The sequence below is a fragment of the Vibrio sp. R15-SG3-ISO1B genome (genome assembly GCF_059833835.1).
Map to the genome: position 1 here is coordinate 26,128 of NZ_JCBDGG010000030.1, position 24,692 is coordinate 50,819.

The window sequence follows — 24,692 nt, forward strand, 5'->3', positions numbered from 1 at the left end:
GCAGTCATTCAGACAATCAAGGTATTTTACATGACGGTTAAAACTCGTTTTGCTCCAAGCCCGACAGGCTACCTCCATGTGGGTGGCGCTCGTACTGCTCTTTATTCTTGGCTCTACGCAAAAAGCCAAGGCGGTGAATTTGTACTTCGTATTGAAGACACCGACCTTGAGCGTAATTCACAAGAAGCTGTCGATGCGATTCTTGAAGGTATGCAATGGATGGGACTTGAGTGGGACGAGGGCCCGTACTACCAATCCAAGCGTTTTGATCGTTACAATGAAATGGTCGACAAACTGCTGGCTGAAGACAAAGCGTACAAATGTTACGCACCGAAAGAGCTGCTTGACGAAATTCGCGCAGAACAAGAAGAAGCAAAGCAGATGCCGCGCTACGACGCCAACCACCCGAAAATTATCGCTGCCAACGCGGCAGCAAAAGAGGGTGATCCGTGTGTGATTCGTTTCCGCAACCCGAAAGAAGGCAGCGTAGTGTTTGACGACCAAATTCGCGGCCGCATCGAAATTGGTAACGATCAGTTGGATGATCTGATTATCCGTCGTACGGATGGCGCGCCAACCTACAACTTTGTGGTTGTTGTCGACGATTGGGACATGGGCATCACTCACGTTGTTCGCGGTGAAGACCACATCAACAACACGCCTCGTCAAATCAATATTTACAAAGCGCTAGGTGCACCCGTGCCAACGTTTGCCCACTGTGCCATGATTCTGGGTGATGACGGTGCGAAGCTGTCAAAACGCCACGGTGCGGTCTCTGTGATGCAATACCGTGATGAAGGTTATCTGCCGAATGCACTCAACAACTACCTAGTGCGTTTGGGGTGGTCTCATGGCGACCAAGAGATCTTCTCACGCGAAGAGATGATTGAACATTTCTCCTTGAAGGCGATTTCTAAGTCTGCTTCTGCGTTTAACACAGACAAGTTACTTTGGTTGAACAACCACTACATCAAAACCTCCGATCCAGCGTACGTTGCAACGCATCTTCAATGGCATTTGGATAACCAAAAACTTGATATCTCAAATGGCCCTGCGATCACAGATGTGATTCAACTGGTCGGCGAGCGTTGTCACACATTAGTGGAACTGGCTGAGCAAATTCGATACTTCTACGAAGATTTTTCGGAGTTTGAAGCCGGGGCGGCGAAGAAGCACCTTCGTGGCGTTGCCAAAGAACCTCTGCAACTTGCTCTAGAGAAAGCCAAAGCCCTGACAGAGTGGACAACCGACAACATCAAGCAAGCGATCATTGCGACTGTGTGTGAAGAGCTTGAGATCGGCATGGGTAAAATTGGTATGCCGCTGCGCGTCGCTGTGACTGGCGGTGGTCAATCACCATCAGTGGATGCCGTGATGGCGCTTATCGGTAAAGAACGCGTTGTCGCTCGTATTGAATTGGCACTTGCTTTTATTGCTGAGCGTGAAGCGAACGCGTAAATCGCGCGTTAAGTAGATCAAGACACTAGCCGCAGTGGTTAATCTCTGCGGCTTTTTTACATCTATGGTGTGTTCACTAGTTTTGGGTTTCTTTGTTTAACTAATCACTGACTTATCAATATAATTTTTCACGATATTTTAACCTTTGAGACAAGACATTTGGTCATTCTTCACATATTCTGAAAGGGTGTCTTCCAATGGAAGTGGTGGTCAACGGACCGCGCATTAAGGAGAAAATAAATGAAAATAAAAACAGTAGCAGTGGTTGTAGCAAGTGCTCTCGCTTTCTCTTCAGCGCCTTCATTCGCTGATGTGTACTTAGGGGGTAAAGTCGGTAAATCTTGGTTAAATGATGCGTGTGATATGACCGCAGATTGTGATGATGATGCTATCACAGGTGGTGTGTTTGCAGGTTACCAATTTGTGGACTGGCTTGGCCTAGAAGCCGGTTATGACTATCTCGGTAAATACACCGCTGATGGTATTGCTGACGAGTCCGCCAGCGCGTTTACCCTTGCGCCAAAACTCAGTGTACCTCTGACCGATGTGATTTCACTCTACGGTAAAGTCGGCGGTGCCTATGTCGATTATGGAAGTGAGAATGATGCGTCATTCTTAGGGGCTGTGGGTGTTGAGCTCAATGCGAACAAGTCCACTGGTGTGCGTATTGAATATCAGCGCTTGACTGACGTAAATAACAACTCAGCTCGTGCAGCCGTGAACTCTGCTACGATGAATTTCGTTTACCGTTTCGGTGCGAGTGAGCAGCCGATGACAACGGAAGAGCCCGTCGCCGAGGTGATGGCAGCAGAGCCAGTGAAAGAAGTGGTCGCTGAGCCAGCAACCAAGAAGTTCACTGCGCAATTGGTTGATGCCGGTATCTTCGAAGTGAACAGCGCTGAGCTAAAGTCAGAAAGTGTCGCGATGCTCGACAAACTTGTTGCCATGATGAAGCAGTATCCGCAATCTACCGTTACCATTACAGGTCACACGGACTCCACAGGTTCAGCGGCGTACAACCAGACGTTGTCAGAGAAGCGTGCCCAAGCGATCGCGGGCTTACTTGAAAATGAAGGCATCGATGCTTCGCGCATCACTGCAGAGGGCAAAGGTGAATCTAGCCCTATCGCGTCAAATGAGACTAGCGAAGGTCGTCAAAAGAACCGTCGCGTCGAAATCAACGTTCCTGAGTTTGAATACGAAGAGTAAGTTGATCACTATGTTGATAGTAAAGCCTTGGCATCTGCCAAGGCTTTTTACGTTATGGCTTGAGAACGTAGTTTGATTATTTGAGAGCGATACTCGTTAAGCGGCCCATGAACTCAAGTATTTCAAGATTATCCTTATTGGCTTCCAATAGGGCTTTTTTGGTTTTGGTGTAGGCACCCAAGCGACCATGCTTTTTGATAGAACAGACGACACTTTTATAGATTAAACGGCCATTGTCATCGTAGTTTCTCCATGCGGCGATATAGCATTCGTCTCTCGCCTCCGGATCGTGTTTTGTTGGTCGAGGTTTATAAATAATTTTAGGTTCCAGTGAGTGGGGGAGGCGCGTGATCAGATAGGGGTCTTTGAGGATGCGACGCCAGAATTTGCCCCACATTTCGCTACCCAGCTCATTTCTCAGGCGAATCGCTTTTTGCAGGCCTTTTTTTTCACCGATACGAACATAACCAACCGAACGGTGCAACACCTTATCATCCGGCGTATGGATATGAATTTTGTAGGCGGTTTTCGCTTTTGAAATAAAACGATGACCTGTATTGGTAATGAGGTTGCTTTTTGTCATTGTGCGGTTATCTACAACTTTGTTAATTACTAGTTTAGAAGAGATTCGCCGCAAGGGAAAATAGAGAGTAAAAGTAATTGCGCAGAGGCTCACAATGAAAGAAAAGAGCGAGTGGATACTCGCTCTTGAATATTGGCGCTCCCGACAGGATTCGAACCTGTGACCTGCCCCTTAGGAGGGGGCCGCGCTATCCAGCTGTGCCACGGGAGCTCAGGGGTATGATACCCCAAATTATGCTGTTGTTAAGGGGTAACACTATGATCTGATTTACTTTTGAACATCGCTAGAGCAGTTTGTGCATTACATCGCCAATTTGAATGCTGCCCAGTAGCTCGGGTTGGTCAATGGTAAGCTCTGCTTCGTTTTCATACACACGAGATACCGTCAGTGTGATGTCCGTTTCTGTGACTTTATTGCGTGGTAACCCACGTTGGTCGATGAAAGAACCTGTATGCCATAGCTGCAACTTGTCGCCTTCGACGACGCCATGCACACGACCGAGATCCATGGTGATGGTGTTGCCCCACTTGGCGACCACTTCAGGTAAGGTGATTTTACAAGAGATTTCAGATTCAAGATCCAACATGATGTTTCGGCTTACGCGCAACATCATACTGCCGTAGGTCGACGCCCAAAAACGTGCGCTCTTAGTGTCCACTTGGCTGGTTTTAGGGAACGGCCATTTTGCCACTTCACGATAGTTGCGGTGGTAAACCTCATTACCCGTTTTGCCGTCGTACACCGTCATCTCGAGTGAGAACTGTCGGTTAATGATGTCGTCTTGCAGCAATTTTTGTTCAATGGTCGCTGTCAAGTCGTTGATAACGCCGCCAATGATGTACTGCGCGCCAGTATCTTGCGCGATCATTTTTAATCTTTCTGGGTAATCTTTGTTGATTTCAAAATCTGTGGTGCCTACCGATACAAAACTTGCCGATTCATTGTCGAGTTGGCGGTTGATGACTTGGGCGAAGTCGTCCCCGACACTATAGATTTGCCCCATGACAGCTTGCTGGGGGGAAGCTAAATCGATATTGCCGACTAAGAGGGTCTTCTTGTATTGACTCACGTGGCAACCTGTTGCCGATGGATAGATGTCAATACGCGCACGTAAGTACATGGTGCCACTGCGTACTCTCTGCTCCTCAATCAAGATGTAACGCACTTCACTGTTAGTAAATTGATACTCTTTTTGCGATGTCTCCAAGAAGGGACGCAAGTTACTAATGCTGCCGATGTCAGCGCCAGAAAAGCTGACTGCTTTATAAAGCGCATCTTCTAACGCATGTATTCTTGCCACCTCTTCTGATGACACCACGGTAGCGACGCCGGTGACCTCATACCAGCCTGCATTCGCGATCGAGGAGAAGAGGCTAAGATACAAGCCAGAGATAACGGTCAGAAGTGTTTTTTTCATGTTCGATTACCAACTTGGTTCGTTTTTTGCTTAGTTAATCTTAGCTGATTTAGGCATTGTGATTCTAAATGATTGCACAATTAGAAAAGCAAAGAGCGTTCCACTTTTTCAATTAAAAACGGTCGGAACGAAGAATGCCTAGGGTTATCGGAGATAAGAGAATGAAAAAATGGTTATTGCTTGTACCAGTCGTCATGCTGACGGCTTGTGCTTACGCCCCAATATACAACGGTAAAGAAGCTTACCGTGGTTCACAATTTATGTTGATGGAAAGTCCGCGTCATACTCTTGACTTCTTTGTTGAGAGCATGACAGAAGACTTGATGATTTCAAACACGAGTGTATCAGCACGAACGCCCATCGCCGTGACCTCTTTTGTCGACTTGCAAAACATGGATGCGACGAACTGGCTTGGAAATTCAGTGTCAGAGGGGTTCATCCATCAGTTTCAACGCCGCGGTTTTAAAGTTGTTGATTTCAAAACTACGGGATCGATTCAGGTCACACATTCGGGTGATTTTGCGTTTAGCCGCGATTGGAAGGATCTTGCTCAGGAGCAAGATATCCAGTATGTGTTAACGGGCACGATGCTTCGCCAAGAAGGGGGGGTGATCGTGAATGCGCGAGTTGTGGGGATGCAGTCTAGAGTTGTTGTCGCCACCGCTCAGGGTTTCTTACCGGCTGACCGAATTGGTCGCGATTTGGATACATTGAATAGTATCCGGACTCAAGATGGAGTGTTGATTCGTTCTGATCCAACGATGACTCAGCCATACACTGTTATTTTGCGACCTTAGTAGGGAGACATGATGAAAAAAGCGATGCTACTGATAGTTGCTCTCATTATGATGGGCTGTCAGCCGATTCAAAACATGCGGCCTGAAGATTGGCTCACGGCTGTTGGTTACGCAAGCATTAGTGAGCAAAAAGGCAACAATGAAGAAGAGAAGCAAGTTCGGGCGATGAGAGCCTCTAAGATCGATGCCTATCGAGAGCTCGCCGAACAGGTGTATGGTTTGAGAGTGAGTGCCAGAGCAGATTTGAAAGATCAACGCTTAGGGACAGAGCTGACATCGGGAGCCGTAGATGGGGTCATTCGTGGTGCTGAAGTAGTCCGTAGTTATAAAGTCGGTGACAGTTACGTCACGGAGCTTCGACTTGATGTCAAAAAAATGAATCAGTTGCGAGACTACGGGGAAGTGCAGCAAGTTCCAGAAAAACGCCAGCAAACGTTGTTCTAGCCCCATTTTTTCTCTGATTTCCGATATAAAAACGGCGCTCTTATGAGCGCCGTTTTTATATCATCCTAGCAACTTTAGGCTTTAATATTAGTGCCAAGGGTGGTGACGTTACTGGTTTGCCCTTCGGCAGTGTACGTCATACCAAGCTTGCCCTGGGACTGTTTCATGAGATTGTTGAGTTTATTGAAGCTCAATTGAGCACGTTGCAATGCTTCACCGTTAACGGCATTGGCCTGCTGGCAATCAGAGATGATGCTGCGGATCTTGTCGACCAGAGGGCTCAACTCTGGATCGCTCGTCAGCGTCTCAACATCGGGGTGTTTCTGAATGCGTTGATCGGTTTGTTGAAGCTTAGAGATAAGATCAACCTTCGCTTTCGCAACCTGTTCGATATCTTTAGAGACGCGACTGGCTATCGCCACTTTTTCTTGCTCTAACAGTGCCGACAATTCGGTTGCGCTTTGCAATTGGAATTCTACAAGCCCTTTTAACGCTGCCATGGTGATATTGTTTCTTCAGTTCCGAATTCAGTGGTTAAAAACCACCAAGCTCTCTTTCGAATTTCATCATGTTGTCAGCCAGCTTTTCCGGATCCACGGAATAAGAGCCGTTTGCAATCGCTTCTTTGATTGCCGCCACTTTTGCTTTATCAAAGCTGGGTTGACTTGCCATTTGGTTATGCATCTCGCCCACCGCTTTTCCTTGTGTGCTGAGGGACACCGAGTCTTGCGCCACACCCGACTTGCTCGAAGAGTCACTTGTGCTGGATGTTGCGTTCGTTTCACTACGCGAGGGGCTACGAGTGGACGTGGTTAACGTCTGCCCTGCACGAATGTTATCAATACCTGCCATGTTTGAGCCTTTTAATTAGAGGATGACCTGTACTGTCACTATCGACTACAGGGCGAATAACTTTAGTGCTTTTTCAACCAAAGTTAAAAAATAACCGTGACTTCTGAAATGCCTGTTACTCTACCCTCAATTATACGGTTGGATTTACTATTTTTCACTCTTATCTGCTCACCATGAGATCCATCTGTCAAAGCCACGCCTTTGGTGGTGATGGTCATACCAGACTGTACGGCGCGAATGGTGACGGTTTCATTGCGGCACACCACGCAAATATCACGGTTTTCGACTACGTCACCCGCGTTCATGTTTTTTTTTGCTTTGGCTCCTATGACCGCATCTAGCGAGGAAAAACCTTGCCGTCTGAAGCGTTGCAAATCGACCATGCTGATTGTAATGTCGTGCGGTGCAATGATTTGCCCACGGGAAATAGGGCTCAGTAGAGTGACTTGTGGACCGGTTCTCGTCAGGCGAACAGGCACATAGACCCGCCAGTTATCCGCTTCACACTCGACTTGGACGGTAATATTACTGGCCATCGGGTTGGTGGAGCTAGAGGATGCCAAGAACGGCTCGGGGCAATCTGTGGCAAAAATACGACTATCGATGGAGGCGGCGTCTGCCTCCAAAGTACCACCTGTCGGCCATTCAACATTGGCTAATATGTACTCTTGAGCGGCATTTTGTATGGCAAATATCTGAGCTTCGGTAGCGGAATTGACTGAAAAGCTAAAGAAAATACACAAAACACCGATAGACGTATAAACTCTTTTAAATAAAGCTCTACACTTAGTGAAAGAACAACTAGTGGAAATTGAACAAAACTGTGATTTTAGGTTCTTCATTCTGTTTCCTAGAATTTCTTAGCTTGTAGTAGACTATCATTTTTTGACACGAAAGTTTTAGATGGAGATGAGCTTATGACCGGTATTCTTGATTCTGTGAATCAGCGTACGCAACTCGTCGGTCAAAACCGATTGGAACTCCTTACCTTCCGCCTGATGGGGCGTCAGCGTTATGGAATAAACGTATTTAAAGTAAAAGAGGTGCTCCAATGTCCTAAGCTTACTTCTATGCCAAATCTGCACCGTTTGGTGAAAGGGGTCGCCCACATTCGTGGCCACACGGTTTCTGTCATTGATTTAAGTTTAGCCATCGGTGGACGTCCGACCACCGATGTAGAAAAAGCTTTCGTTGTCATTGCCGAGTTCAACCGCTCTATTCAAGCGTTTTTGGTTACCTCTGTAGAGCGCATCATCAACATGCATTGGGAAGCGATCTTGCCGCCGCCAGATGGCGCAGGTAAAGCAAACTACCTCACCGCGGTCACCAACATCGATAACGAGTTGGTAGAAATTCTCGATGTAGAGAAAATCCTTGCAGAAATCGCGCCGGTTGATGAAACCATGGATGCATCCATCGGTGAGGAAATCGCCCAAGCAGAGACAGAAAAACAGATCGTTCGCCGAATTCTCATTGCCGACGACTCCACTGTGGCACGTAAGCAGGTAGAAAGAGCGATTACTTCAATAGGCTTTGAGGTCATTGCGGTTAAAGATGGGAAAGAAGCGTACGAAAAGCTGGTGGAAATGGCCGCGGAAGGTAGTATTTATGACCAGATTTCCTTGGTGATCTCAGACATCGAAATGCCAGAGATGGATGGATACACATTAACGGCCGAAATTCGCCGCAATGCCGATTTGAAAAATTTGTACGTTATCCTTCACTCATCACTCAGTGGTGTCTTTAACCAAGCGATGGTTGAGCGGGTAGGCGCCAACTCATTTATTGCGAAATTCAATCCTGATGAGCTAGGTAATGCAGTGAAATCTGCGCTGACTAACTAAAGAGAACTGAATGACAGCCATAACAATAAGCGATCAAGAATATCGTGATTTCAGCCGTTTCCTCGAAGCGCAATGTGGCATTGTGCTTGGCGATAGCAAGCAGTACCTCGTTCGGAGCCGCTTGAGTCCGTTGGTGACCAAGTTTAAGTTGGCCTCTTTATCTGACCTGTTGAGAGATGTCGTCACTGGGAGAAACCGTGAGCTGCGTGTTGCCGCTGTAGATGCGATGACAACCAACGAAACCTTATGGTTTCGTGATGGTTACCCATTTACAGTATTGGCCGACAAGCTTCTGCCCGAAGTGGCCGCGAATAAGCGCCCAATCAAAATATGGTCAGCGGCTAGCTCGTCGGGTCAAGAACCCTACTCTATGGCAATGACAGTGTTAGAGACGCAGCAACGCAAACCAGGCTTGCTACCGAGTGTGGCCATTACGGCAACGGATATTTCATCTAGCATGTTGGATATGTGTCGAGCGGGTATCTATGACAACCTTGCCCTAGGGCGAGGTCTATCACCCGAGCGTCGTCGTACTTTCTTTGAAGATGCCGGAGATGGCCGAATGAAAGTGAAAGACAACGTGAAGCGTTTGGTGAACTTTCGACCACAGAACTTAATGGAAAGCTATGCGTTACTGGGTAAATTTGACATTATATTTTGTCGTAACGTGTTGATCTATTTTTCGCCGGATATGAAATCGAAAGTGCTCAACCAGATGGCCAACAGTCTTAACCCCGGTGGTTATTTGTTGCTTGGGGCATCGGAGTCACTCACTGGGCTGACCGACCGTTTTGAGATGGTACGTTGCAACCCAGGCATTATTTACAAGCTCAAGTAGTCTTCTCACTCTCACTCTCACTCAAATCCCAGCCTTGTGGCTGGGATTTTTTTTCTGCCATACTGTGAATACCTATCCGCAGCTACAATGCCTATGTGTAGCAATGATGACATCGACAAAGACGGGTTCCTAACTGACCAGAAATTGGCTCGGTAATTGCTAAACAAAACGTGAGTGTCTCGTACACTCGATTAAATGGCTAAATAATGGCAATCCTAAAAGTTGGTACGCTAATTGCTAAATCATTTAATAGTATCGGTCAGTTCTTTGAGTAGAGGTCAACATGGCTATTTCTTTCGACAATGCACTAGGTATCCACCAACATACGGTGGGTGTACGTGAGCGTAATGCTGAGGTGATTTCCACCAACATCGCGCAAGCCAATACGCCTGGGTATAAATCGAAAGGGATGGACTTTCAAAAGGCATTACAGGCGGCAACGTCGGGGGCAAGCATTAGTCTTAGCCGTACGGATGGTCGGCATATTCCTGCCTCTACTCAGGTGACAGGGGAAGTCATGTATCGTCTTCCAACCCAACCTGACACGGGTGACGGCAACACGGTGGATGTGGATTTAGAGCGTAACTTGTTTATGCAAAACCAAATTAGACACCAAGCGTCACTGGACTTCCTAGGCAGTAAGTTCAAGAACTTAACCAAGGCAATCAAAGGGGATTAATAGATGAGCTTATTTAACGTTTTCAATGTCACTGGTTCTGCGATGAGCGCTGAATCTGTTCGTCTAAATACCACCTCGAGCAACTTGGCGAACGCGGACAGTATCTCAAGCTCTGCGAAAGATACCTATAAGGCTCGCCATGCAGTATTTGGTGCTGAGTTAAGTAAGGCAAAGTATGGCCGCGACCATATGGTGCCAGTGAAGGTAATGGGCATCGTTGAAAGTGATAAACCGCTCACCGCGGAGTACAACCCTGACCACCCACTTGCCAATGATGAAGGGTATATTTACAAACCTAACGTCAATGTGATGGAAGAAATGGCCAACATGATTTCTGCTTCTCGTTCATACCAAACGAATGTTCAAGTGGCAGATGCAAGCAAACAAATGCTGCTGCGTACGCTGCAGATGGGTCAATAAGGATAGGAGGTAACGTATGGCCGATGGCATAAATAATGTTGGTCAAAACGGCTTGTCCTATATCGACCAGCTTAAACAGCTTCAAGACAAGAATAAGCCTAATGAGACCACAGGTAAGCAAGATCTTAAACAAGAAGACTTCTTATCACTACTCACTAAGCAGCTTGCTCAGCAAGATCCGTTTAAGCCGGTCAGTAATGACCAGATGATTGCGCAAATGGCGTCATTTGCGACGGTAGACGGGATTGGCAAAATGAACACTCAGTTCGAAACGCTCAATACCTCTATGACGTCGAACCAAGCGCTTCAAGCCTCATCATTAGTAGGACGTGATGTATTAGTCCCAGGCGCTTCGGGTGTGAAGAAGGACACTGGCAGCATGGCTGCGATGGTCAAACTTCCGCAATCCGTAGACAATATGATGGTGCGTATTGAAGACCAAATGGGCCAGCTTGTTCGAACCTTCGATGCCGGTGCTAAGCCTGCGGGCGACAACCGAGTCGAATGGGACGGCAAGGATCAAAACGGTAATCCATTGCCGGCTGGCAAATACAAGGTGAGAGCCGCGGGTTTGCTGGATGGAGAATCGAAAGAGTTTGAGGTATCAACCTATGCAAACGTCAATAGTGTTCTCTTAGGTAAAGGCGATGGTAACGTACTACTCAATCTGGCTGGCTTCGAGTCGCCAGTTCGACTTGCTGAAGTACTAGAAGTTGGCAAAGCGTAACGTGTTAGTGATAAACGACGCTAGCTAGATAGGAGATTTTGGAATGTCATATGTTGCACTTAGCGGGTTATCCGCAGCTCAGTTAGATCTGAACACTACCAGTAACAACATTGCGAACGCAAACACGTTCGGCTTTAAAGAGTCGCGTGCAGAGTTTGGCGATGTGTACTCAAATTCACTCTTTACCCATGCGAAAACAACGCCAGGGCAAGGTGTGCAGGCAGCACAGGTTGCTCAGCAGTTCCATGAAGGTTCCAGTATTTATACCAATAACCCGATGGATTTGCGTGTATCTGGTACGGGGTTCTTTGCCGTCGCAAAAGACAGATTAACCCCAACATCCAATGAACTGACTCGTAACGGCGCGTTTCATTTGGATAAAAACAACTACATGGTGACCGCTAATGACGAGTTCTTACTCGGTTACCAAGTCAATCCAGATACCGGTGATGTTCTCTCTTATGAGCCTTCGCCACTTAACATTCCAAAAGAGTTTGGTAAGCCAAAGCAAACAGCAAACATTGAAGTAGGGGTGAACTTACCTGCGGGTGGGGATTTGAAGGACCCAACCTTGTTTGATTATTCCGATCCCGGAGACGTACAACCGCTCAACGTCCTCGACGATTTATGATTCGATGGGCCAGTCGTACAAACTGACGACCTACTACCTAAAAGATCAAAATCAGGCGAATACGTGGCAGACATACTACACGGTGACGGACAGTGCTGGTGAGAAGCCACTGAACATCGTTGGTGGTGATGCAACGAGTCCTACGGGGCATGTCGGTCACACTATGCGTTTCAATAATGATGGTACGCTAGCCAGTTTAAACAATGGGCAGAATATCGTCTCCGAGCCTTTGGGGGCGGGTACTAACCCGATTGACTTGAACGGTGCAGATATCAACCAAACATTGTCGTTTGGCCTTGATAGTGCCACTCAGTTTGCGGCTCCATTTGAATTGACCAAGTTTGACGAAGATGGCGCAACTACTGGCTTCTTGACGAAGGTTGACTTTGATGAAAACGGTAGTGTCCTTGGCACATACTCTAACGGTGAGAATATCACCTTGGGACGTGTGGCGTTGGTTCGAGTAGCCAATGAACAAGGCCTAGATAAGAAGGGGGGAACTCAATGGGATGCCACTCAAAACTCTGGCGCCAAAGTGTGGGGTGAATCGAACAAAGGCTCATTTGGTACAATCAATAGTGGTGTGCTTGAACAGTCCAATATTGATATGACTCAAGAGCTGGTGGATCTGATTTCAGCCCAGCGCAACTTCCAAGCGAACTCACGTTCACTTGAAGTGCACAACCAAACTCAACAAAATATCCTTCAGATTCGTTAATCGAATCACACGCAATCTTCTGAATAGCAAACTAACGGCAATCGTTGGTTTGCTATTGTTGCCTCTAGCGGCAATTGCCGCTCCAATCTTATTCTATATTGCCATTTCTCTTTGCAACTGATTGATAATATTTGCTTATTTTTATTGGCACGCCAATTGCTTTAAATGATCTAAATTGTGATTGTTGGAGCAAATTATGGATCGTGCACTGTTTCTCGCTATGAGCGGAGCAAAGCAAAATATGCAAGCGATGCAGCTAAGAGCGAATAACTTGGCAAACGTCAGTACCACGGGGTTCCGTGCTGATTTGGCGCAAGCCCGCTCAATGCAAGCATACGGCGACGGTTTGCCAAGCCGCGTATTTAGCATGACAGAGCGACCAGGCCATAATTTTCAGCAAGGCAGTGTGATTACCACTGGGCGAGATCTCGATGTCACTATTGAAGGTCAAGGTTGGATTGCCGTTATGGACAAGACGGGCAAAGAAGGCCTGACTCGAAACGGTAACCTCAACATTGACGTCAATGGCTTGCTTACCAATGGTAATGGCAACTTGGTTTTGGGCGAGACAGGCGCACCGATCACCCTACCGATTCCGTTGAGCAAAGTGGAAATCGGTACTGATGGGACGATTTCTGTTGTGCCACAAGGCGCCCCAGCGGATGCGATCGAAATCGTTGATCGCATCAAACTGACACGCAACGACAACCAATCACTGTACAAAGATGTCAATGGCCTCTTCCGCGCTAAAGATCCCAATGCAGCTTACGAGGCGGATGCCGGCGTAAAACTGCTCAAAGGCGCGTTAGAGGGCAGCAACGTGAATGCCATCGGTGAGATGACCAGCTTGATTGATCTTCAACGACAATTCGAAATGCAGGTCAAGATGATGAGCACAGCAGAAGACATGGACAAAGCGTCTGATTCTCTGCTTCGTATGAGCTAAGACAGTTTCTAGGAGAGAATTATGCAACCGGCATTATGGGTAAGTAAGACGGGCTTAGATGCTCAGCAAACCAATATTTCGACCATTTCCAACAACTTGGCTAACGCCTCGACGGTGGGTTTTAAGAAAAGCCGTCCTGTGTTTGAAGATTTGTTCTATCAAAATATCAACCAGCCGGGTGGCCAATCTTCGCAAAATACCGAATTGCCAAGTGGCTTAATGCTCGGCGCGGGCTCTAAGGTCGTGGCAACGCAGAAAGTGCATACCCAAGGGAATACGCAAACGACCAACAACAGCCTCGACATGATGATCGAAGGCGACGGTTTTTTCCAAATATTGATGCCGGATGGCAACATCGGTTACACGCGCAATGGTCAGTTCACCGTCAACAGTGAAGGTGTGATTGTTACGTCTGGTGCGGGGTATTCCTTAGAGCCTGAAATTACGATTCCAGACGACGCCATCAGCATTACCGTTGGTACGGATGGGGAAGTCTCTGTACGCGTGAGAGGTCAGCAAGATAACCAAGTCCTGGGGCAAATTACTACGGTTGATTTTATCAACCCTGGTGGTCTTGAGCCTATTGGTCAAAACCTCTACTTGCCAACCGGTGCCAGTGGTGACCCTCAAGAAGGCGTACCGGGTTTTGACGGGTTTGGTGAAGTGCGTCAATCGATGCTAGAGACCTCAAACGTGAACGTGACGGAAGAGCTAGTCAACATGATTGAAGCGCAGCGCGTGTATGAAATGAACTCAAAAGTTATCTCTGCCGTCGATAAGATGATGAGCTTCGTAAACCAACAGCTATAACTGAATGAGTAAGGGGATTGTGATGATGCGAGTCATTAGTGTAACACTGATAGCACTGCTCTCAGGCTGTACCATGCTGGATATGCCCATCGAGACACCGGATGTGGTTCAAGGTACAACTACCGTTGATGCTGTAGAAGGAGATAAATCTTCCGATGATAGCTCTGGGATTGTTGATACTCTGCGAGGACGCACCGACCCTGTCGCTGGCGATCCTGCTTGGGCCCCCATTCATCCTAAGCATGAGCCGGAGCACTACGCGGCGGCAACCGGTTCGTTGTTTAATACCGGTAAAATGACCGTCAGTTTGTACGACGACTCTAAACCGAGAGGCATCGGTGACATCATCACCGTCACTTTGGATGAAAGTACCAAAGCGGCGAAAAGCTCAGACGCTGATCTGTCAAAAAATAATGATGCGTCGATGGATCCGCTGGAAGTGGGTGGTCAGCAGTTGACCATTGGTGACTACAATTTTTCATATAACTTAAGCAATGATAATTCGTTCAGTGGCAGCGCGGCGGCGAACCAAAGTAACAGCATTTCAGGCTCGATTTCGGTCGAAGTGATTGAAGTTCTGGCGAACGGCAATTTGGTGATTCGCGGTGAAAAGTGGTTGACCCTCAACACGGGGGACGAATACATCCGCTTAAGCGGCACCATCCGTCCGGATGACATCGACTACGACAATACCATCGCGTCAACGCGCATTTCAAATGCCCGAATCCAGTACTCTGGTACGGGAACGCAACAAGATATGCAAGAACCTGGATTCTTGGCACGATTTTTTAATGTCGCTCTTTAATCCCGTTTGATGTCGATGTTTTGGCATTGCGTTAGAGAAAAAGGTGTCTCCATGAAAACGTTGTTTGTCTTCCTAATTAGCTCGCTGCTTGTTGTGACACAAGCTCAGGCCGCGCGTATTAAAGACGTGGCTCAAATTGCCGGTGTTCGTAGTAACCAACTTGTCGGTTACGGATTGGTCACAGGTTTGCCGGGCACAGGAGAATCGACCCCCTTTACCGATCAAAGCTTTAACGCCATGCTGCAAAACTTTGGCATTCAATTGCCACCCGGCACTAAGCCAAAGACCAAAAACGTTGCCGCTGTGATTGTGACGGCTGAGTTGCCGCCTTTTTCTAAGCAAGGTCAGACGGTTGATGTCACCGTTTCCTCAATAGGCTCGGCGAAAAGCTTGCGTGGCGGTACACTGATGCAGACCATGCTCAAAGGTCTAGATGGGCAAGTGTATGCGGTGGCGCAAGGCAATTTAGTGGTGAGTGGTTTTAGTGCGACTGGCGCCGATGGCTCTAAAATTGTCGGCAACAACCCGACAGCAGGTATGATTTCCAGCGGAGCCATCGTTGAGAGAGAAATCCCATCGCCGTTTAGTCGTGGTGATTACATCACATTTAACTTGCTTGAATCTGATTTCACTACTGCTCAGCGTATGGCGGATGCCGTTAACAACTTCCTGGGTCCTCAGATGGCCTCAGCGGTGGATGCCACATCGGTGAAAGTGCGTGCGCCTCGCGATGTCACTCAGCGTGTGGCCTTCTTATCAGCCATTGAAAACCTCGAATTTAACCCCGCCGATGGTGCAGCGAAGATCATTGTTAACTCACGTACAGGAACTATCGTTGTCGGCCAGCACGTGCGCTTGAAGCCGGCGGCCGTGACTCATGGTGGCATGACAGTGGCAATCAAAGAAAGTCTTAACGTGAGTCAACCGAATGCGTTTGGTGGTGGTGAGACGGTTGTTGTCCCCGACAGCGATATCGAAGTCACCGAAGAACAAGGCAAGATGTTTAAGTTTGAGCCTGGATTAACTCTAGACGATCTGGTTCGTGCGGTGAATGAAGTCGGCGCGGCACCGTCTGATCTGATGGCAATCTTGCAAGCGCTGAAACAAGCGGGCGCGATTGAAGGTCAGCTGATCATCATTTAACGGGGGCGATATGATCAATAACGGAAATGACATCGGTTTTATTCATGATATCGCCAACCTAGACTCACTGCGCCGTAAAGCGGTCAATGGTGAGGAAGGGGCAGAGCAAGAAGCGCTCAACGCCGCCGCCAAACAGTTTGAAGCGATTTTTACCTCTATGCTGTTCAAATCGATGCGTGATGCCAATTCAACCTTTGAATCCGGCTTGATGGACAGCCAGAATCAACAGTTCTATCGTCAGATGATGGATGATCAGATGGCGAGTGAATTGAGTGCCTCTGGCTCACTCGGCCTAGCCGACATGATTGTGGCGCAGCTTTCCACAGGCCAAGTGGATAATGAAACCGCGAACAACCGCAACCCTGATTTTGAAGCCATGATGGACAAAGTCTCTCGTATTCGTGAAGAGCGTGCCAATGCGCCTACTGAAATGCGTGCTATTGGAGAGGAACAAGCGAGCACATTCGACTCTCCAGAATCGTTTGTAGCGTCGATGTCGCCTTATGCGGAAAAGGCCGCTCAGGCACTCGGCGTGGACTCATCATTGCTACTTGCCCAAGCGGCGCTCGAAACCGGCTGGGGCCAAAAAGTCATCAACAATTCGCGTGGTAGCAGTAACAACCTCTTCAATATCAAAGCGGACCGCAGCTGGGCAGGCAATAAGATGTCCACTCAAACTCTTGAATATCATCAGGGGGTGCCAGTACAAGAGCGAGCAGCATTTCGTTCTTACGCTAACTTTGAAGAGAGTTTTAACGACTATGTGCGCTTCCTCAATCAAAACCCTCGCTATACCACAGCGCTCAAGCACAATGGCGATGATGAGGCGTTTATTCGCGGCATTCATGATGCCGGTTATGCCACAGACCCCGATTACGCGGATAAAGTGCTGAGTGTCAAACGACGTATTGATAGCATGTAATGGCTTGACCGATAGGGTCTCTCAGCAGACCCTATCACCACCCACCACCCACCACCCACCACCCACCACCCCTAATCCAATCAATCTTATCCCATACACTCTCGAAAACTAACCCTGGCACACATATTGCTTTTTAAGTCCATAGGCAATCAGTAAACACTGATAAATAAAGGTTTCTTGGGGGCAATATGGCGTCTGATCTTCTGAATCTTGGTTCGCAAAGCGTACTGACGGCTCAGAGACAATTGAACACCACAGGGCACAACATCTCGAACGTGAATACCGAGGGTTATAGCCGTCAGTCGGTGATACAAGGCACAAACATGCCGCGTCAATATGGCGGGGAAACCTACGGTATGGGCGTGCATGTGGAAAAAGTTCGCCGCTCGTGGGATCAATTTGCCGTTAATGAACTCAATGTCTCGACCACCAATTACGCGCACAAAGTCGACGATGAAGCGAACTTAGAAATGCTGTCGAACATGCTCTCCTCAGTTGCCTCGAAAAAAATCCCAGAAAATCTCAATGAGTGGTTTGATTCGGTGAAGTCGCTTGCCGACAGCCCCAACGATGTCGGGGCACGTAAAGTGGTGCTCGAAAAAGCCAATTTGATCACCCAAAACCTCAATGATTTCCATGAGACCATTCGCCGTCAGTCGGATGTGACCAACAAAAAACTCGATCTTGGTGTCGAGCGAATGAATCAACTGGCGCTTGAAATACGTGATTTACATCGTTTGATGATGAGAACACCTGGGCCGCACAACGATTTGATGGACCAACACGAAAAGCTGGTGGCTGAGCTGTCTGAGTACACCAAAGTGACCGTGACTCCGCGCAAGAATGCGGAAGGGTTCAACATCCATATCGGTAACGGGCATACCTTAGTGTCAGGAACGGAAGCGAGTCGCTTAACCATGATCGATGGTTACCCAGATGTTCATCAGCGCCGCTTAGCCATGATTGAGGGTAAAGGCATCAAAGCGATTACCACTAAAGATATTGATGGCAAAATGGGCGCTATGCTCACTATGCGTGATGATAAGATCCCCCAGCTTATGGATGAGCTTGGCAAACTCGCTACGTCGTTTTCTTATGAAGTGAATAGATTGCAATCTCAAGGTCTCGATCTTAGGGGGGAAATTGGTGGTCTGATTTTTACTGATGTCAATTCAGACATCATAGCCAAGTCACGTGTGGTGACAGCCTCAAATTCTAATGCGGACTTAGCCGTGTATATTGAAGATACCACTCGGCTTGAAGGTGGCGAGTATTCGCTCCAGTATCACGACGGTGATTACATCATTACTCGCCCATCCGGTGAGCAGTTTTCCGTACCTCAAGTAGGTAATGCACTGCAAATTGATGGCTTACGTATTGAAATCAATCAAGATTTAGCACAGGGCGAACGCGTGTTGATTCGTCCGACCCGCAGTGGCGCTGCGCAAATGAAAATGGCCACCAATGATCCGACCGCGATCGCCGCGCAGAGTTATGAAGCTTCGACCACATTCGCGCAAGGTAAAGCGAAATTCAATATCGAAGAAGTAGGGGATTTACGCGAGTTTGAAGTGGTGGTATCGCCGGATGGGAAGCAGTTTGCCGTCACGGACACAAAAGGCAAAATTCTCTTGCCGCCCCAAGATTACCCACCGTTTGGTCCTGTCGAGGTTCAAGGTACGATTTTTGAACTGACCGATGGGGCATTGCCGAACGATAAATTTACGGCAAACCTTGTCCCTTCCGAGGGGGACAACGGCAACTTGCTCAAAATGCAAAACATCCAAACCGAGAAAAAGCTCAATGATGGTGAGTCGACCATTCTCGATATCTATCACAACCTCAACACCAACGTCGGGTTACAGATGTCGACCGCGTCACGCTTAACCGATGTTTCAAGATTAGAGAAAGAGGCGGCACAAGAACGTGTGGCGTCTATCTCCGGAGTGAACTTGGATGAGGAAGCCGCCAACATGATGAAGTTTCAGCAAGCGTACATGGCTTCTTCACGCATCATGCAAGCTGCAAACGACACCTTTAACACGATTTTGGCATTGCGATAGGGGGCGTAAATGATCAACCGTATTTCCAGCTTCCATAATTATCAGTCGGTGCAAAACGATCTGCGTCGTCAAGAAGCAAAAGTCCATCATAACCAAGCGCAGCTCGCTTCAGGTAAGAAGTTGATGCGCGCCAGTGATGATCCCTTGGCCACGCACTACATCCAGAATATCGGTCAGCAGAAAGAGCAATTGCGCCAATACACCGATGCCATCGTGCTGACGCGTAATCGCCTTGAGCATCACGAAGTGATTATTTCTAACGCAGAAGAGTACGCCGATGAAGCAAAGCGAACCGTGATGGAAATGATCAACGGTGCGTTGTCCCCTGAAGACCGCATCGCGAAGCGTCGAGAGCTTGAGGAAATCAGCAATAACTTCCTTAACTTGGTGAATGTACAAGATGAATCAGGCAACTACATTTTTGCCGGGACTAAGCCGAAAAACCAACCCTTCTTTCGAGATAAAGATGGCGCTGTGGTGTACGCAGGGGATGACTACCAACGCAAGATGAAAATCTCCAACACGCTTGAAATGCCGATCAACGATCCAGGTAGCAAGCTGTTTATGGAAATAGATAACCCCTTTGGTGATTATGCTCCGGACTACAACCTGGGTGATACCTCTGAGTTGCTGCTTGAGCGCGCGACCAACTTTAATCCTGATGATGACTCTAGCTATAAGGTCACGTTTGTTGATATGCCGGGTGGTAAATATGGCTATCAACTCGAGCGCGACGGCAGTGTGGTTCAGGCTGATACCTTTGATCCGGCGAAAGGGATCAAGTACGAGGAGTTGACGATTCAGGTCAAAGGCCAAATCGAGAAGGGCGATGAAATCACGCTTGAACCGCGCAAAAGCTACAGCATTTTCGATACCTTTCAAGAAGCAATGGCCTTGTCACAAGGGTCTGTGTCAGATACGTCCAATACCGCACGTTTGCATCGAATGACTCAAGAATTCCATTCGGCGTTTATTCATCTCAATAAAGCGCGCACGGATGTGGGGGCAAGGTTGAGCACGCTCGATATTCAAGAAGAGCAGCATGAAGATTTTAAGATGACGCTCGCCAAATCGAAAAGCAACTTTGAAGATTTGGATTACTCGGAAGCGATCATCGAATTTAACGAAAACACGCGTGCGTTGCAGGCATCGCAGCAAGCGTTCGGAAAAACAAAAGACTTAACCCTGTTTAACTATCTCTAAATGGATCTTTATCGCCTAAGTCGATGCTTAACACTCTTGGTGATTAGGTTGTCTGACACAAGATGAGGATAACCGATGGGTTCGCTCCATGCCTTATGTGCTACGCCTTAAGCGCCGAGCAAAACCTAATAGTTCGTGTATCGGCAAACCTTGCCACCGAGCGGCAATCATCGAGTGCCGCTCACTAGCAAGTACAGAGTGACTAAGCGCAGTTCGATAGCAATGATGTATCTAACATATTGATAGTTAATTTAAATAAATTGATTTGGCTATTTTTTGTTAAGTTGGCATACAACTTGAATTAGTAAAATCAGAGTAAAAATTTTAAGCCGGCTACCGCCTGCTTAGCAAGTCATACACGGTCAGTGCTTCCAAATGAGATTAAGCTGGCCGCTTCGCAAGAACTTGCGACTCACTAGGAGAGCAAACTATGACCATTACAGTCAACACTAACGTGTCAGCAATGACCGCTCAGCGTTACCTGAATAAAGCGACTGGCGATTTGAATACGTCGATGGAACGTCTATCTTCAGGTCAAAAAATCAACAGTGCGAAAGACGATGCAGCGGGTCTGCAAATCTCAAACCGTCTGACCGCTCAGTCTCGTGGTTTAGATGTCGCGATGCGTAACGCCAACGACGGTATCTCGATTGCACAAACCGCAGAGGGGGCGATGAACGAGTCGACCTCGATTCTGCAACGTATGCGTGATCTATCACTACAATCTGCGAACGGCACCAACTCCGCTTCAGAGCGTCAAGCCCTGAACGAAGAAGTGTCTGCGCTGCAAGATGAGCTTAACCGTATTGCAGAAACCACCTCTTTTGGTGGTCGTAAGTTGCTCAACGGATCATTTGGTGAAGCGTCATTCCAGATCGGTGCCAGCTCGGGTGAAGCGATTATCATGGGATTGACCAGCATTCGTGCCGATGATTTCCGTATGGGAGGCCAGTCGTTCATCTCGGATGCCGAGAAGGGTAAAGACAAAGACTGGGGCGTACCTGCCACCGCACGAGATCTAAAATTTGAATTCACCACTAAAGATGGCGAAGCGGTAACGCTCGATATCCTCGCGAAAGAAGGGGATGACATCGAAGAGCTAGCGACGTACATCAACGGTCAAACCGACAAACTGAAAGCTTCGGTCGATCAAGATGGCAGACTGCAAATCTTTGCCGCTGAGCCTAACTTGGAAGGCAATATGAATATCTCTGGTGGCTTAGCGACCGAGATAGGCCTCAACGGTGGTCCTGGTGTTCAGACCACAGTACAGAGTATTGATGTGAATACTGTGGGTGGCGCACAAAACGCGGTCGGTATCTTGGATGCGGCGTTACGCTACGTAGATTCTCAGCGTGCCGATCTGGGTGCGAAGCAGAACCGACTCAGCCACAGTATTAATAACTTGGCCAACATCCAAGAAAACGTTGAAGCGTCGAACAGCCGAATCCGCGATACGGATTTTGCCAAAGAGACGACGGCAATGACCAAAGCGCAAATTCTGCAGCAGGCGGGGACATCGATTCTCGCTCAAGCAAAACAGTTGCCAAACTCTGCGATGTCACTATTGCAGTAGTTGCGAATATCTTCATTAGCGCAGACCCAGACGTGGGGCTTTTGAAGGCATTCAGGCAAACATGGGTGATTGGATAAGCAGAGTTCTCTCTCAAACCTGCTCTGCTTAACCGCTTTACCTGTGTCTTGGTTACCAGCCCGGAATCATTTCTCTCGATCTCCAAAGGCACTGGTGACCTCTATAGCCCCGGTTCTCTCAAAGGAAAAGGGGCTTTTCTTTTATCTCCAGATTTCTCTTTCTTCAATCAATCTCATTTCTTTCGCACTGATGTCTTAAGTGCACCCGATCGGTCAATAGTCACAAAACTTTAATGATATTTTCTCGAACTCTGAGCTTGCTCAAATTCTATCGATTTTTGCTATGCAACGAGGAGGATTTATCAAAATGCTCTAAAGATAATCAAGTTGGCGTCGCTATAAGGATACTTTGAGAGAACTAATTGGTTTACCGAGACGTCGGAAACCTTTGGACCTCCGCTCTACGGAAATCAATAGGAGACACCATTATGGCGGTTAATGTAAATACCAACGTTTCGGCAATGACAGCTCAGCGCTACTTGAACTCAGCAACATCAGCGCAGCAAGCATCAATGGAAAAATTGTCGTCTGGTTTCAAAATCAATAGTGCGAAAGATGATGCAGCAGGTCTGCAAATCTCGAACCGTTTGAATGTCCAAAGTCGTGGCCTAGACGTCGCGGTACGAAATGCGAACGACGGCATTTCGATGGCGCAAACAGCGGAAGGCGCGATGAATGAAACCACCAATATCCTGCAACGTATGCGTGACCTCTCGCTACAATCGGCGAACGGCTCGAACTCTAAGTCTGAGCGTGTGGCGATTCAAGAAGAGATCACCGCGTTGAACGATGAATTGAATCGTATCGCTGAGACCACCTCGTTTGGTGGCAACAAGCTACTTAACGGTACGTTCGCCACCAAATCGTTCCAGATCGGTGCGGACAATGGTGAAGCGGTTATGTTGACGATGAACAACATGCGCAGCGACAATGCTCTGATGGGCGGTAACAGCTACGTTGCAGCCAACGGTCAAGATAAAGACTGGGCAGTGCAAGCGGGGGCCAATGACTTGACCATCAACGTCACGGATAAGTTTGGCGGCGTGCAAGACATCACCATCACCGCAAAAGAGGGGGATGATATTGAGCAGCTGGCCACTTACATCAACGGTCAAACGGACATGGTGAAAGCGTCGGTTAACGAAGATGGTCAACTTCAGTTGTTCACCGATAACAACACAGTAGAAGGCACGGCGACCTTTGGAGGCAGTCTAGCCGGTGAACTGAGCATTGGCCCAGCTAAAGCGGTCACCGTTGATACCATTGACGTTCGCACCGTCGGTGGCGCTCAAGAGTCTGTTGCCATCGTCGATGCTGCGCTTAAGTTTGTTGATAGTCACCGAGCGGAATTGGGTGCATTCCAAAACCGATTCAATCACGCGATCAATAACTTAGACAACATCAATGAGAATGTTAACGCGTCGAAGAGCCGCATCAAAGATACGGACTTCGCCAAAGAAACCACCGCATTGACTAAGTCTCAGATCTTGTCTCAAGCGTCAAGCTCTGTACTTGCTCAGGCAAAGCAAGCGCCCAACTCAGCGTTGGGGCTTTTAGGCTAAGAAAGTGATTTCTAGCATCTAAAAAGTCATGACTTAATGTTAAATCCAGCCCAAGGGCTGGATTTTTTGTGCAGAAGAGATGCGAAAAAGGCAACTGGGCTGAAACGAGAAAACCCAGCCAAAGGCTGGGTTTTAATATGGCAGGTCTACCTGGATTCGAACCAGGGAATGGCGGCATCAAAAGCCGCTGCCTTACCACTTGGCGATAGACCTGCAGGGTGATAGCGATGCTATCAAATAATGGTGCGGAAGGAGAGACTTGAACTCTCACACCTTGCGGCGCCAGAACCTAAATCTGGTGCGTCTACCAATTCCGCCACTTCCGCTTTGTTTATATCATAACCGAACTATGGGTAAAAATCAGCTATGAATTGTAATGGTGGCTACGACGGGATTCGAACCTGTGACCCCATCATTATGAGTGATGTGCTCTAACCAGCTGAGCTACGTAGCCAAACCTGAATTAAGTATGGTGCGGAAGGTGATACTTGAACTCTCACACCTTTCGGCGCCAGAACCTAAATCAGGTGCGTCTACCAATTCCGCCACTTCCGCATACTTAATTGTGCCTAGAAGGTCTTTCTAGACGCTTGTAATGAGAAAACTCATCACAAGAAATAATGGCAGGTCTACCTGGATTCGAACCAGGGAATGGCGGCATCAAAAGCCGCTGCCTTACCGCTTGGCGATAGACCTGCAGGTGATAGCGATGCTATCGAATGATGGTGCGGAAGGAGAGACTTGAACTCTCACACCTTGCGGCGCCAGAACCTAAATCTGGTGCGTCTACCAATTCCGCCACTTCCGCGAATTATAGTGCTCAACTTATCAAACAAGGAGTAAGTTCAGCGGTTTTCAGTCTGGCGAGACTAAAAACAAAATATGGCAGGGCTACCTGGATTCGAACCAGGGAATGGCGGCATCAAAAGCCGCTGCCTTACCGCTTGGCGATAGCCCTACAAGATTCT

General features: G+C 47.8%; 23 protein-coding genes, 8 tRNA genes and 1 pseudogene. 19 read left to right on the plus strand and 13 right to left on the minus strand.

The window, feature by feature from the left end; translation table 11 throughout:
• The first annotated feature begins 30 nt into the window (after window positions 1–30).
• The gene (gltX, locus tag AC6R0S_RS08800; protein WP_500637743.1) at window positions 31–1,458 is read left to right on the plus strand and encodes a glutamate--tRNA ligase; all 1,428 of its coding nucleotides are present in this window, start codon (window positions 31–33) and stop codon (window positions 1,456–1,458) included.
• 246 nt (window positions 1,459–1,704) lie between these two features.
• Window positions 1,705–2,667 (plus strand): OmpA family protein, encoded by a 963-nt coding sequence (locus AC6R0S_RS08805; RefSeq protein WP_500637749.1) that lies wholly within the window; start codon window positions 1,705–1,707, stop codon window positions 2,665–2,667.
• A 76-nt stretch (window positions 2,668–2,743) separates the two neighbouring features.
• On the opposite strand, the gene AC6R0S_RS08810 is transcribed toward AC6R0S_RS08805, so the two are convergent.
• The 3 genes from AC6R0S_RS08810 to AC6R0S_RS08820 all read right to left on the minus strand — a co-directional run bounded on the left by AC6R0S_RS08810 (window position 2,744) and on the right by AC6R0S_RS08820 (window position 4,667).
• Window positions 2,744–3,250 (minus strand): Fe3+-citrate ABC transporter substrate-binding protein, encoded by a 507-nt coding sequence (locus AC6R0S_RS08810; RefSeq protein ID WP_334551234.1) that lies wholly within the window; start codon window positions 3,248–3,250, stop codon window positions 2,744–2,746.
• Between the two features lie 133 nt (window positions 3,251–3,383).
• Window positions 3,384–3,460: transfer RNA gene (locus AC6R0S_RS08815), tRNA-Arg, on the minus strand.
• A 73-nt stretch (window positions 3,461–3,533) separates the two neighbouring features.
• Window positions 3,534–4,667, minus strand: a complete 1,134-nt coding sequence (locus AC6R0S_RS08820; RefSeq protein WP_500627885.1) for a flagellar assembly protein FlgT — start codon at window positions 4,665–4,667, stop codon at window positions 3,534–3,536.
• Window positions 4,668–4,828: 161 nt separating this feature from the next.
• Between AC6R0S_RS08820 and AC6R0S_RS08825 the strand changes: the two genes are divergently transcribed.
• A complete protein-coding gene (locus tag AC6R0S_RS08825; protein WP_334551202.1) occupies window positions 4,829–5,464 on the plus strand; it encodes a FlgO family outer membrane protein in 636 nt (211 codons plus the stop codon).
• 12 nt (window positions 5,465–5,476) lie between these two features.
• The gene (flgP, locus tag AC6R0S_RS08830; RefSeq protein WP_500637750.1) at window positions 5,477–5,908 is read left to right on the plus strand and encodes a flagellar assembly lipoprotein FlgP; all 432 of its coding nucleotides are present in this window, start codon (window positions 5,477–5,479) and stop codon (window positions 5,906–5,908) included.
• Between the two features lie 74 nt (window positions 5,909–5,982).
• Here the strand turns inward: flgP and AC6R0S_RS08835 are convergent, their stop codons facing one another.
• The 3 genes from AC6R0S_RS08835 to flgA all read right to left on the minus strand — a co-directional run bounded on the left by AC6R0S_RS08835 (window position 5,983) and on the right by flgA (window position 7,602).
• On the minus strand, window positions 5,983–6,408 hold the full coding sequence (locus AC6R0S_RS08835; protein WP_487903749.1) for a flagella synthesis protein FlgN: 426 nt from the start codon (window positions 6,406–6,408) through the stop codon (window positions 5,983–5,985).
• Between the two features lie 34 nt (window positions 6,409–6,442).
• Window positions 6,443–6,760, minus strand: a complete 318-nt coding sequence (gene flgM, locus AC6R0S_RS08840; protein WP_500637744.1) for a flagellar biosynthesis anti-sigma factor FlgM — start codon at window positions 6,758–6,760, stop codon at window positions 6,443–6,445.
• An 83-nt stretch (window positions 6,761–6,843) separates the two neighbouring features.
• Entirely contained in the window at window positions 6,844–7,602 is a 759-nt protein-coding gene (gene flgA / locus AC6R0S_RS08845; RefSeq protein WP_500637745.1) for a flagellar basal body P-ring formation chaperone FlgA, read from the minus strand.
• Window positions 7,603–7,677: 75 nt separating this feature from the next.
• On the opposite strand from flgA, the gene AC6R0S_RS08850 reads away from it, so the two are divergent.
• The 15 genes and pseudogenes from AC6R0S_RS08850 to AC6R0S_RS08920 all read left to right on the plus strand — a co-directional run bounded on the left by AC6R0S_RS08850 (window position 7,678) and on the right by AC6R0S_RS08920 (window position 23,724).
• Window positions 7,678–8,604, plus strand: a complete 927-nt coding sequence (locus AC6R0S_RS08850) for a chemotaxis protein CheV (RefSeq protein WP_334551197.1) — start codon at window positions 7,678–7,680, stop codon at window positions 8,602–8,604.
• Window positions 8,605–8,614: 10 nt separating this feature from the next.
• Window positions 8,615–9,442 carry a protein-glutamate O-methyltransferase gene (locus AC6R0S_RS08855; RefSeq protein WP_487903745.1) on the plus strand — a complete coding sequence of 276 codons (828 nt, stop codon included), beginning with the start codon at window positions 8,615–8,617 and terminating at the stop codon, window positions 9,440–9,442.
• A 283-nt stretch (window positions 9,443–9,725) separates the two neighbouring features.
• Window positions 9,726–10,121, plus strand: a complete 396-nt coding sequence (flgB, locus tag AC6R0S_RS08860) for a flagellar basal body rod protein FlgB (RefSeq protein ID WP_334551195.1) — start codon at window positions 9,726–9,728, stop codon at window positions 10,119–10,121.
• 3 nt (window positions 10,122–10,124) lie between these two features.
• Window positions 10,125–10,541, plus strand: a complete 417-nt coding sequence (flgC, locus tag AC6R0S_RS08865; RefSeq protein ID WP_487903744.1) for a flagellar basal body rod protein FlgC — start codon at window positions 10,125–10,127, stop codon at window positions 10,539–10,541.
• A gap of 16 nt (window positions 10,542–10,557) precedes the next feature.
• Window positions 10,558–11,268, plus strand: a complete 711-nt coding sequence (gene flgD, locus AC6R0S_RS08870) for a flagellar hook assembly protein FlgD (protein ID WP_334551193.1) — start codon at window positions 10,558–10,560, stop codon at window positions 11,266–11,268.
• Window positions 11,269–11,311: 43 nt separating this feature from the next.
• A pseudogene (flgE, locus tag AC6R0S_RS08875) lies at window positions 11,312–12,617 on the plus strand (flagellar hook protein FlgE).
• Window positions 12,618–12,813: 196 nt separating this feature from the next.
• On the plus strand, window positions 12,814–13,563 hold the full coding sequence (gene flgF / locus AC6R0S_RS08880; protein WP_334551190.1) for a flagellar basal-body rod protein FlgF: 750 nt from the start codon (window positions 12,814–12,816) through the stop codon (window positions 13,561–13,563).
• Window positions 13,564–13,584: 21 nt separating this feature from the next.
• The gene (gene flgG, locus AC6R0S_RS08885; protein ID WP_334551189.1) at window positions 13,585–14,373 is read left to right on the plus strand and encodes a flagellar basal-body rod protein FlgG; all 789 of its coding nucleotides are present in this window, start codon (window positions 13,585–13,587) and stop codon (window positions 14,371–14,373) included.
• Between the two features lie 22 nt (window positions 14,374–14,395).
• Window positions 14,396–15,178: a flagellar basal body L-ring protein FlgH gene (flgH, locus tag AC6R0S_RS08890; protein WP_487903741.1), complete on the plus strand. Its 783-nt coding sequence runs from the start codon at window positions 14,396–14,398 to the stop codon at window positions 15,176–15,178.
• Between the two features lie 51 nt (window positions 15,179–15,229).
• On the plus strand, window positions 15,230–16,321 hold the full coding sequence (locus AC6R0S_RS08895) for a flagellar basal body P-ring protein FlgI (RefSeq protein ID WP_500637746.1): 1,092 nt from the start codon (window positions 15,230–15,232) through the stop codon (window positions 16,319–16,321).
• A 10-nt stretch (window positions 16,322–16,331) separates the two neighbouring features.
• Complete coding sequence (gene flgJ / locus AC6R0S_RS08900; RefSeq protein WP_500637747.1) at window positions 16,332–17,243, plus strand: flagellar assembly peptidoglycan hydrolase FlgJ; 912 nt, start codon at window positions 16,332–16,334, stop codon at window positions 17,241–17,243.
• A gap of 188 nt (window positions 17,244–17,431) precedes the next feature.
• Window positions 17,432–19,306 (plus strand): flagellar hook-associated protein FlgK, encoded by a 1,875-nt coding sequence (gene flgK / locus AC6R0S_RS08905; protein WP_500637748.1) that lies wholly within the window; start codon window positions 17,432–17,434, stop codon window positions 19,304–19,306.
• Between the two features lie 9 nt (window positions 19,307–19,315).
• Window positions 19,316–20,509 (plus strand): flagellar hook-associated protein FlgL, encoded by a 1,194-nt coding sequence (gene flgL, locus AC6R0S_RS08910; RefSeq protein ID WP_500625733.1) that lies wholly within the window; start codon window positions 19,316–19,318, stop codon window positions 20,507–20,509.
• A 430-nt stretch (window positions 20,510–20,939) separates the two neighbouring features.
• Window positions 20,940–22,085 carry a flagellin gene (locus AC6R0S_RS08915; protein WP_500631839.1) on the plus strand — a complete coding sequence of 382 codons (1,146 nt, stop codon included), beginning with the start codon at window positions 20,940–20,942 and terminating at the stop codon, window positions 22,083–22,085.
• A gap of 505 nt (window positions 22,086–22,590) precedes the next feature.
• Complete coding sequence (locus AC6R0S_RS08920; protein ID WP_500631840.1) at window positions 22,591–23,724, plus strand: flagellin; 1,134 nt, start codon at window positions 22,591–22,593, stop codon at window positions 23,722–23,724.
• A gap of 138 nt (window positions 23,725–23,862) precedes the next feature.
• Here the strand turns inward: AC6R0S_RS08920 and AC6R0S_RS08925 are convergent.
• The 7 genes from AC6R0S_RS08925 to AC6R0S_RS08955 all read right to left on the minus strand — a co-directional run bounded on the left by AC6R0S_RS08925 (window position 23,863) and on the right by AC6R0S_RS08955 (window position 24,682).
• Window positions 23,863–23,937, minus strand: a tRNA-Gln gene (locus AC6R0S_RS08925).
• Window positions 23,938–23,965: 28 nt separating this feature from the next.
• Window positions 23,966–24,050: transfer RNA gene (locus AC6R0S_RS08930), tRNA-Leu, on the minus strand.
• Between the two features lie 51 nt (window positions 24,051–24,101).
• Window positions 24,102–24,178 (minus strand) — tRNA-Met (locus AC6R0S_RS08935).
• A 16-nt stretch (window positions 24,179–24,194) separates the two neighbouring features.
• Window positions 24,195–24,279: transfer RNA gene (locus tag AC6R0S_RS08940), tRNA-Leu, on the minus strand.
• A 66-nt stretch (window positions 24,280–24,345) separates the two neighbouring features.
• A tRNA-Gln gene (locus AC6R0S_RS08945) sits at window positions 24,346–24,420 on the minus strand.
• Between the two features lie 27 nt (window positions 24,421–24,447).
• Window positions 24,448–24,532, minus strand: a tRNA-Leu gene (locus AC6R0S_RS08950).
• Window positions 24,533–24,607: 75 nt separating this feature from the next.
• Window positions 24,608–24,682 (minus strand) — tRNA-Gln (locus tag AC6R0S_RS08955).
• Between the last annotated feature and the right edge of the window lie 10 nt (window positions 24,683–24,692).

Bases quoted from the DNA above. Each gene is read 5' to 3' on its own strand.
- AC6R0S_RS08810 (WP_334551234.1), bottom strand. From the start codon at position 3,250: ATGACAAAAAGCAACCTCATTACCAATACAGGTCATCGTTTTATTTCA.
- flgG (WP_334551189.1), top strand. From the start codon at position 13,585: ATGCAACCGGCATTATGGGTAAGTAAGACGGGCTTAGATGCTCAGCAA.
- flgJ (WP_500637747.1), top strand. From the start codon at position 16,332: ATGATCAATAACGGAAATGACATCGGTTTTATTCATGATATCGCCAAC.
- flgF (WP_334551190.1), top strand. From the start codon at position 12,814: ATGGATCGTGCACTGTTTCTCGCTATGAGCGGAGCAAAGCAAAATATG.
- flgC (WP_487903744.1), top strand. From the start codon at position 10,125: ATGAGCTTATTTAACGTTTTCAATGTCACTGGTTCTGCGATGAGCGCT.
- AC6R0S_RS08855 (WP_487903745.1), top strand. From the start codon at position 8,615: ATGACAGCCATAACAATAAGCGATCAAGAATATCGTGATTTCAGCCGT.
- AC6R0S_RS08850 (WP_334551197.1), top strand. From the start codon at position 7,678: ATGACCGGTATTCTTGATTCTGTGAATCAGCGTACGCAACTCGTCGGT.
- flgL (WP_500625733.1), top strand. From the start codon at position 19,316: ATGATCAACCGTATTTCCAGCTTCCATAATTATCAGTCGGTGCAAAAC.
- flgB (WP_334551195.1), top strand. From the start codon at position 9,726: ATGGCTATTTCTTTCGACAATGCACTAGGTATCCACCAACATACGGTG.
- flgP (WP_500637750.1), top strand. From the start codon at position 5,477: ATGAAAAAAGCGATGCTACTGATAGTTGCTCTCATTATGATGGGCTGT.
- AC6R0S_RS08895 (WP_500637746.1), top strand. From the start codon at position 15,230: ATGAAAACGTTGTTTGTCTTCCTAATTAGCTCGCTGCTTGTTGTGACA.
- AC6R0S_RS08835 (WP_487903749.1), bottom strand. From the start codon at position 6,408: ATGGCAGCGTTAAAAGGGCTTGTAGAATTCCAATTGCAAAGCGCAACC.
- flgM (WP_500637744.1), bottom strand. From the start codon at position 6,760: ATGGCAGGTATTGATAACATTCGTGCAGGGCAGACGTTAACCACGTCC.
- AC6R0S_RS08915 (WP_500631839.1), top strand. From the start codon at position 20,940: ATGACCATTACAGTCAACACTAACGTGTCAGCAATGACCGCTCAGCGT.
- flgD (WP_334551193.1), top strand. From the start codon at position 10,558: ATGGCCGATGGCATAAATAATGTTGGTCAAAACGGCTTGTCCTATATC.
- gltX (WP_500637743.1), top strand. From the start codon at position 31: ATGACGGTTAAAACTCGTTTTGCTCCAAGCCCGACAGGCTACCTCCAT.
- AC6R0S_RS08825 (WP_334551202.1), top strand. From the start codon at position 4,829: ATGAAAAAATGGTTATTGCTTGTACCAGTCGTCATGCTGACGGCTTGT.
- AC6R0S_RS08820 (WP_500627885.1), bottom strand. From the start codon at position 4,667: ATGAAAAAAACACTTCTGACCGTTATCTCTGGCTTGTATCTTAGCCTC.
- flgA (WP_500637745.1), bottom strand. From the start codon at position 7,602: ATGAAGAACCTAAAATCACAGTTTTGTTCAATTTCCACTAGTTGTTCT.
- AC6R0S_RS08920 (WP_500631840.1), top strand. From the start codon at position 22,591: ATGGCGGTTAATGTAAATACCAACGTTTCGGCAATGACAGCTCAGCGC.
- flgH (WP_487903741.1), top strand. From the start codon at position 14,396: ATGATGCGAGTCATTAGTGTAACACTGATAGCACTGCTCTCAGGCTGT.
- flgK (WP_500637748.1), top strand. From the start codon at position 17,432: ATGGCGTCTGATCTTCTGAATCTTGGTTCGCAAAGCGTACTGACGGCT.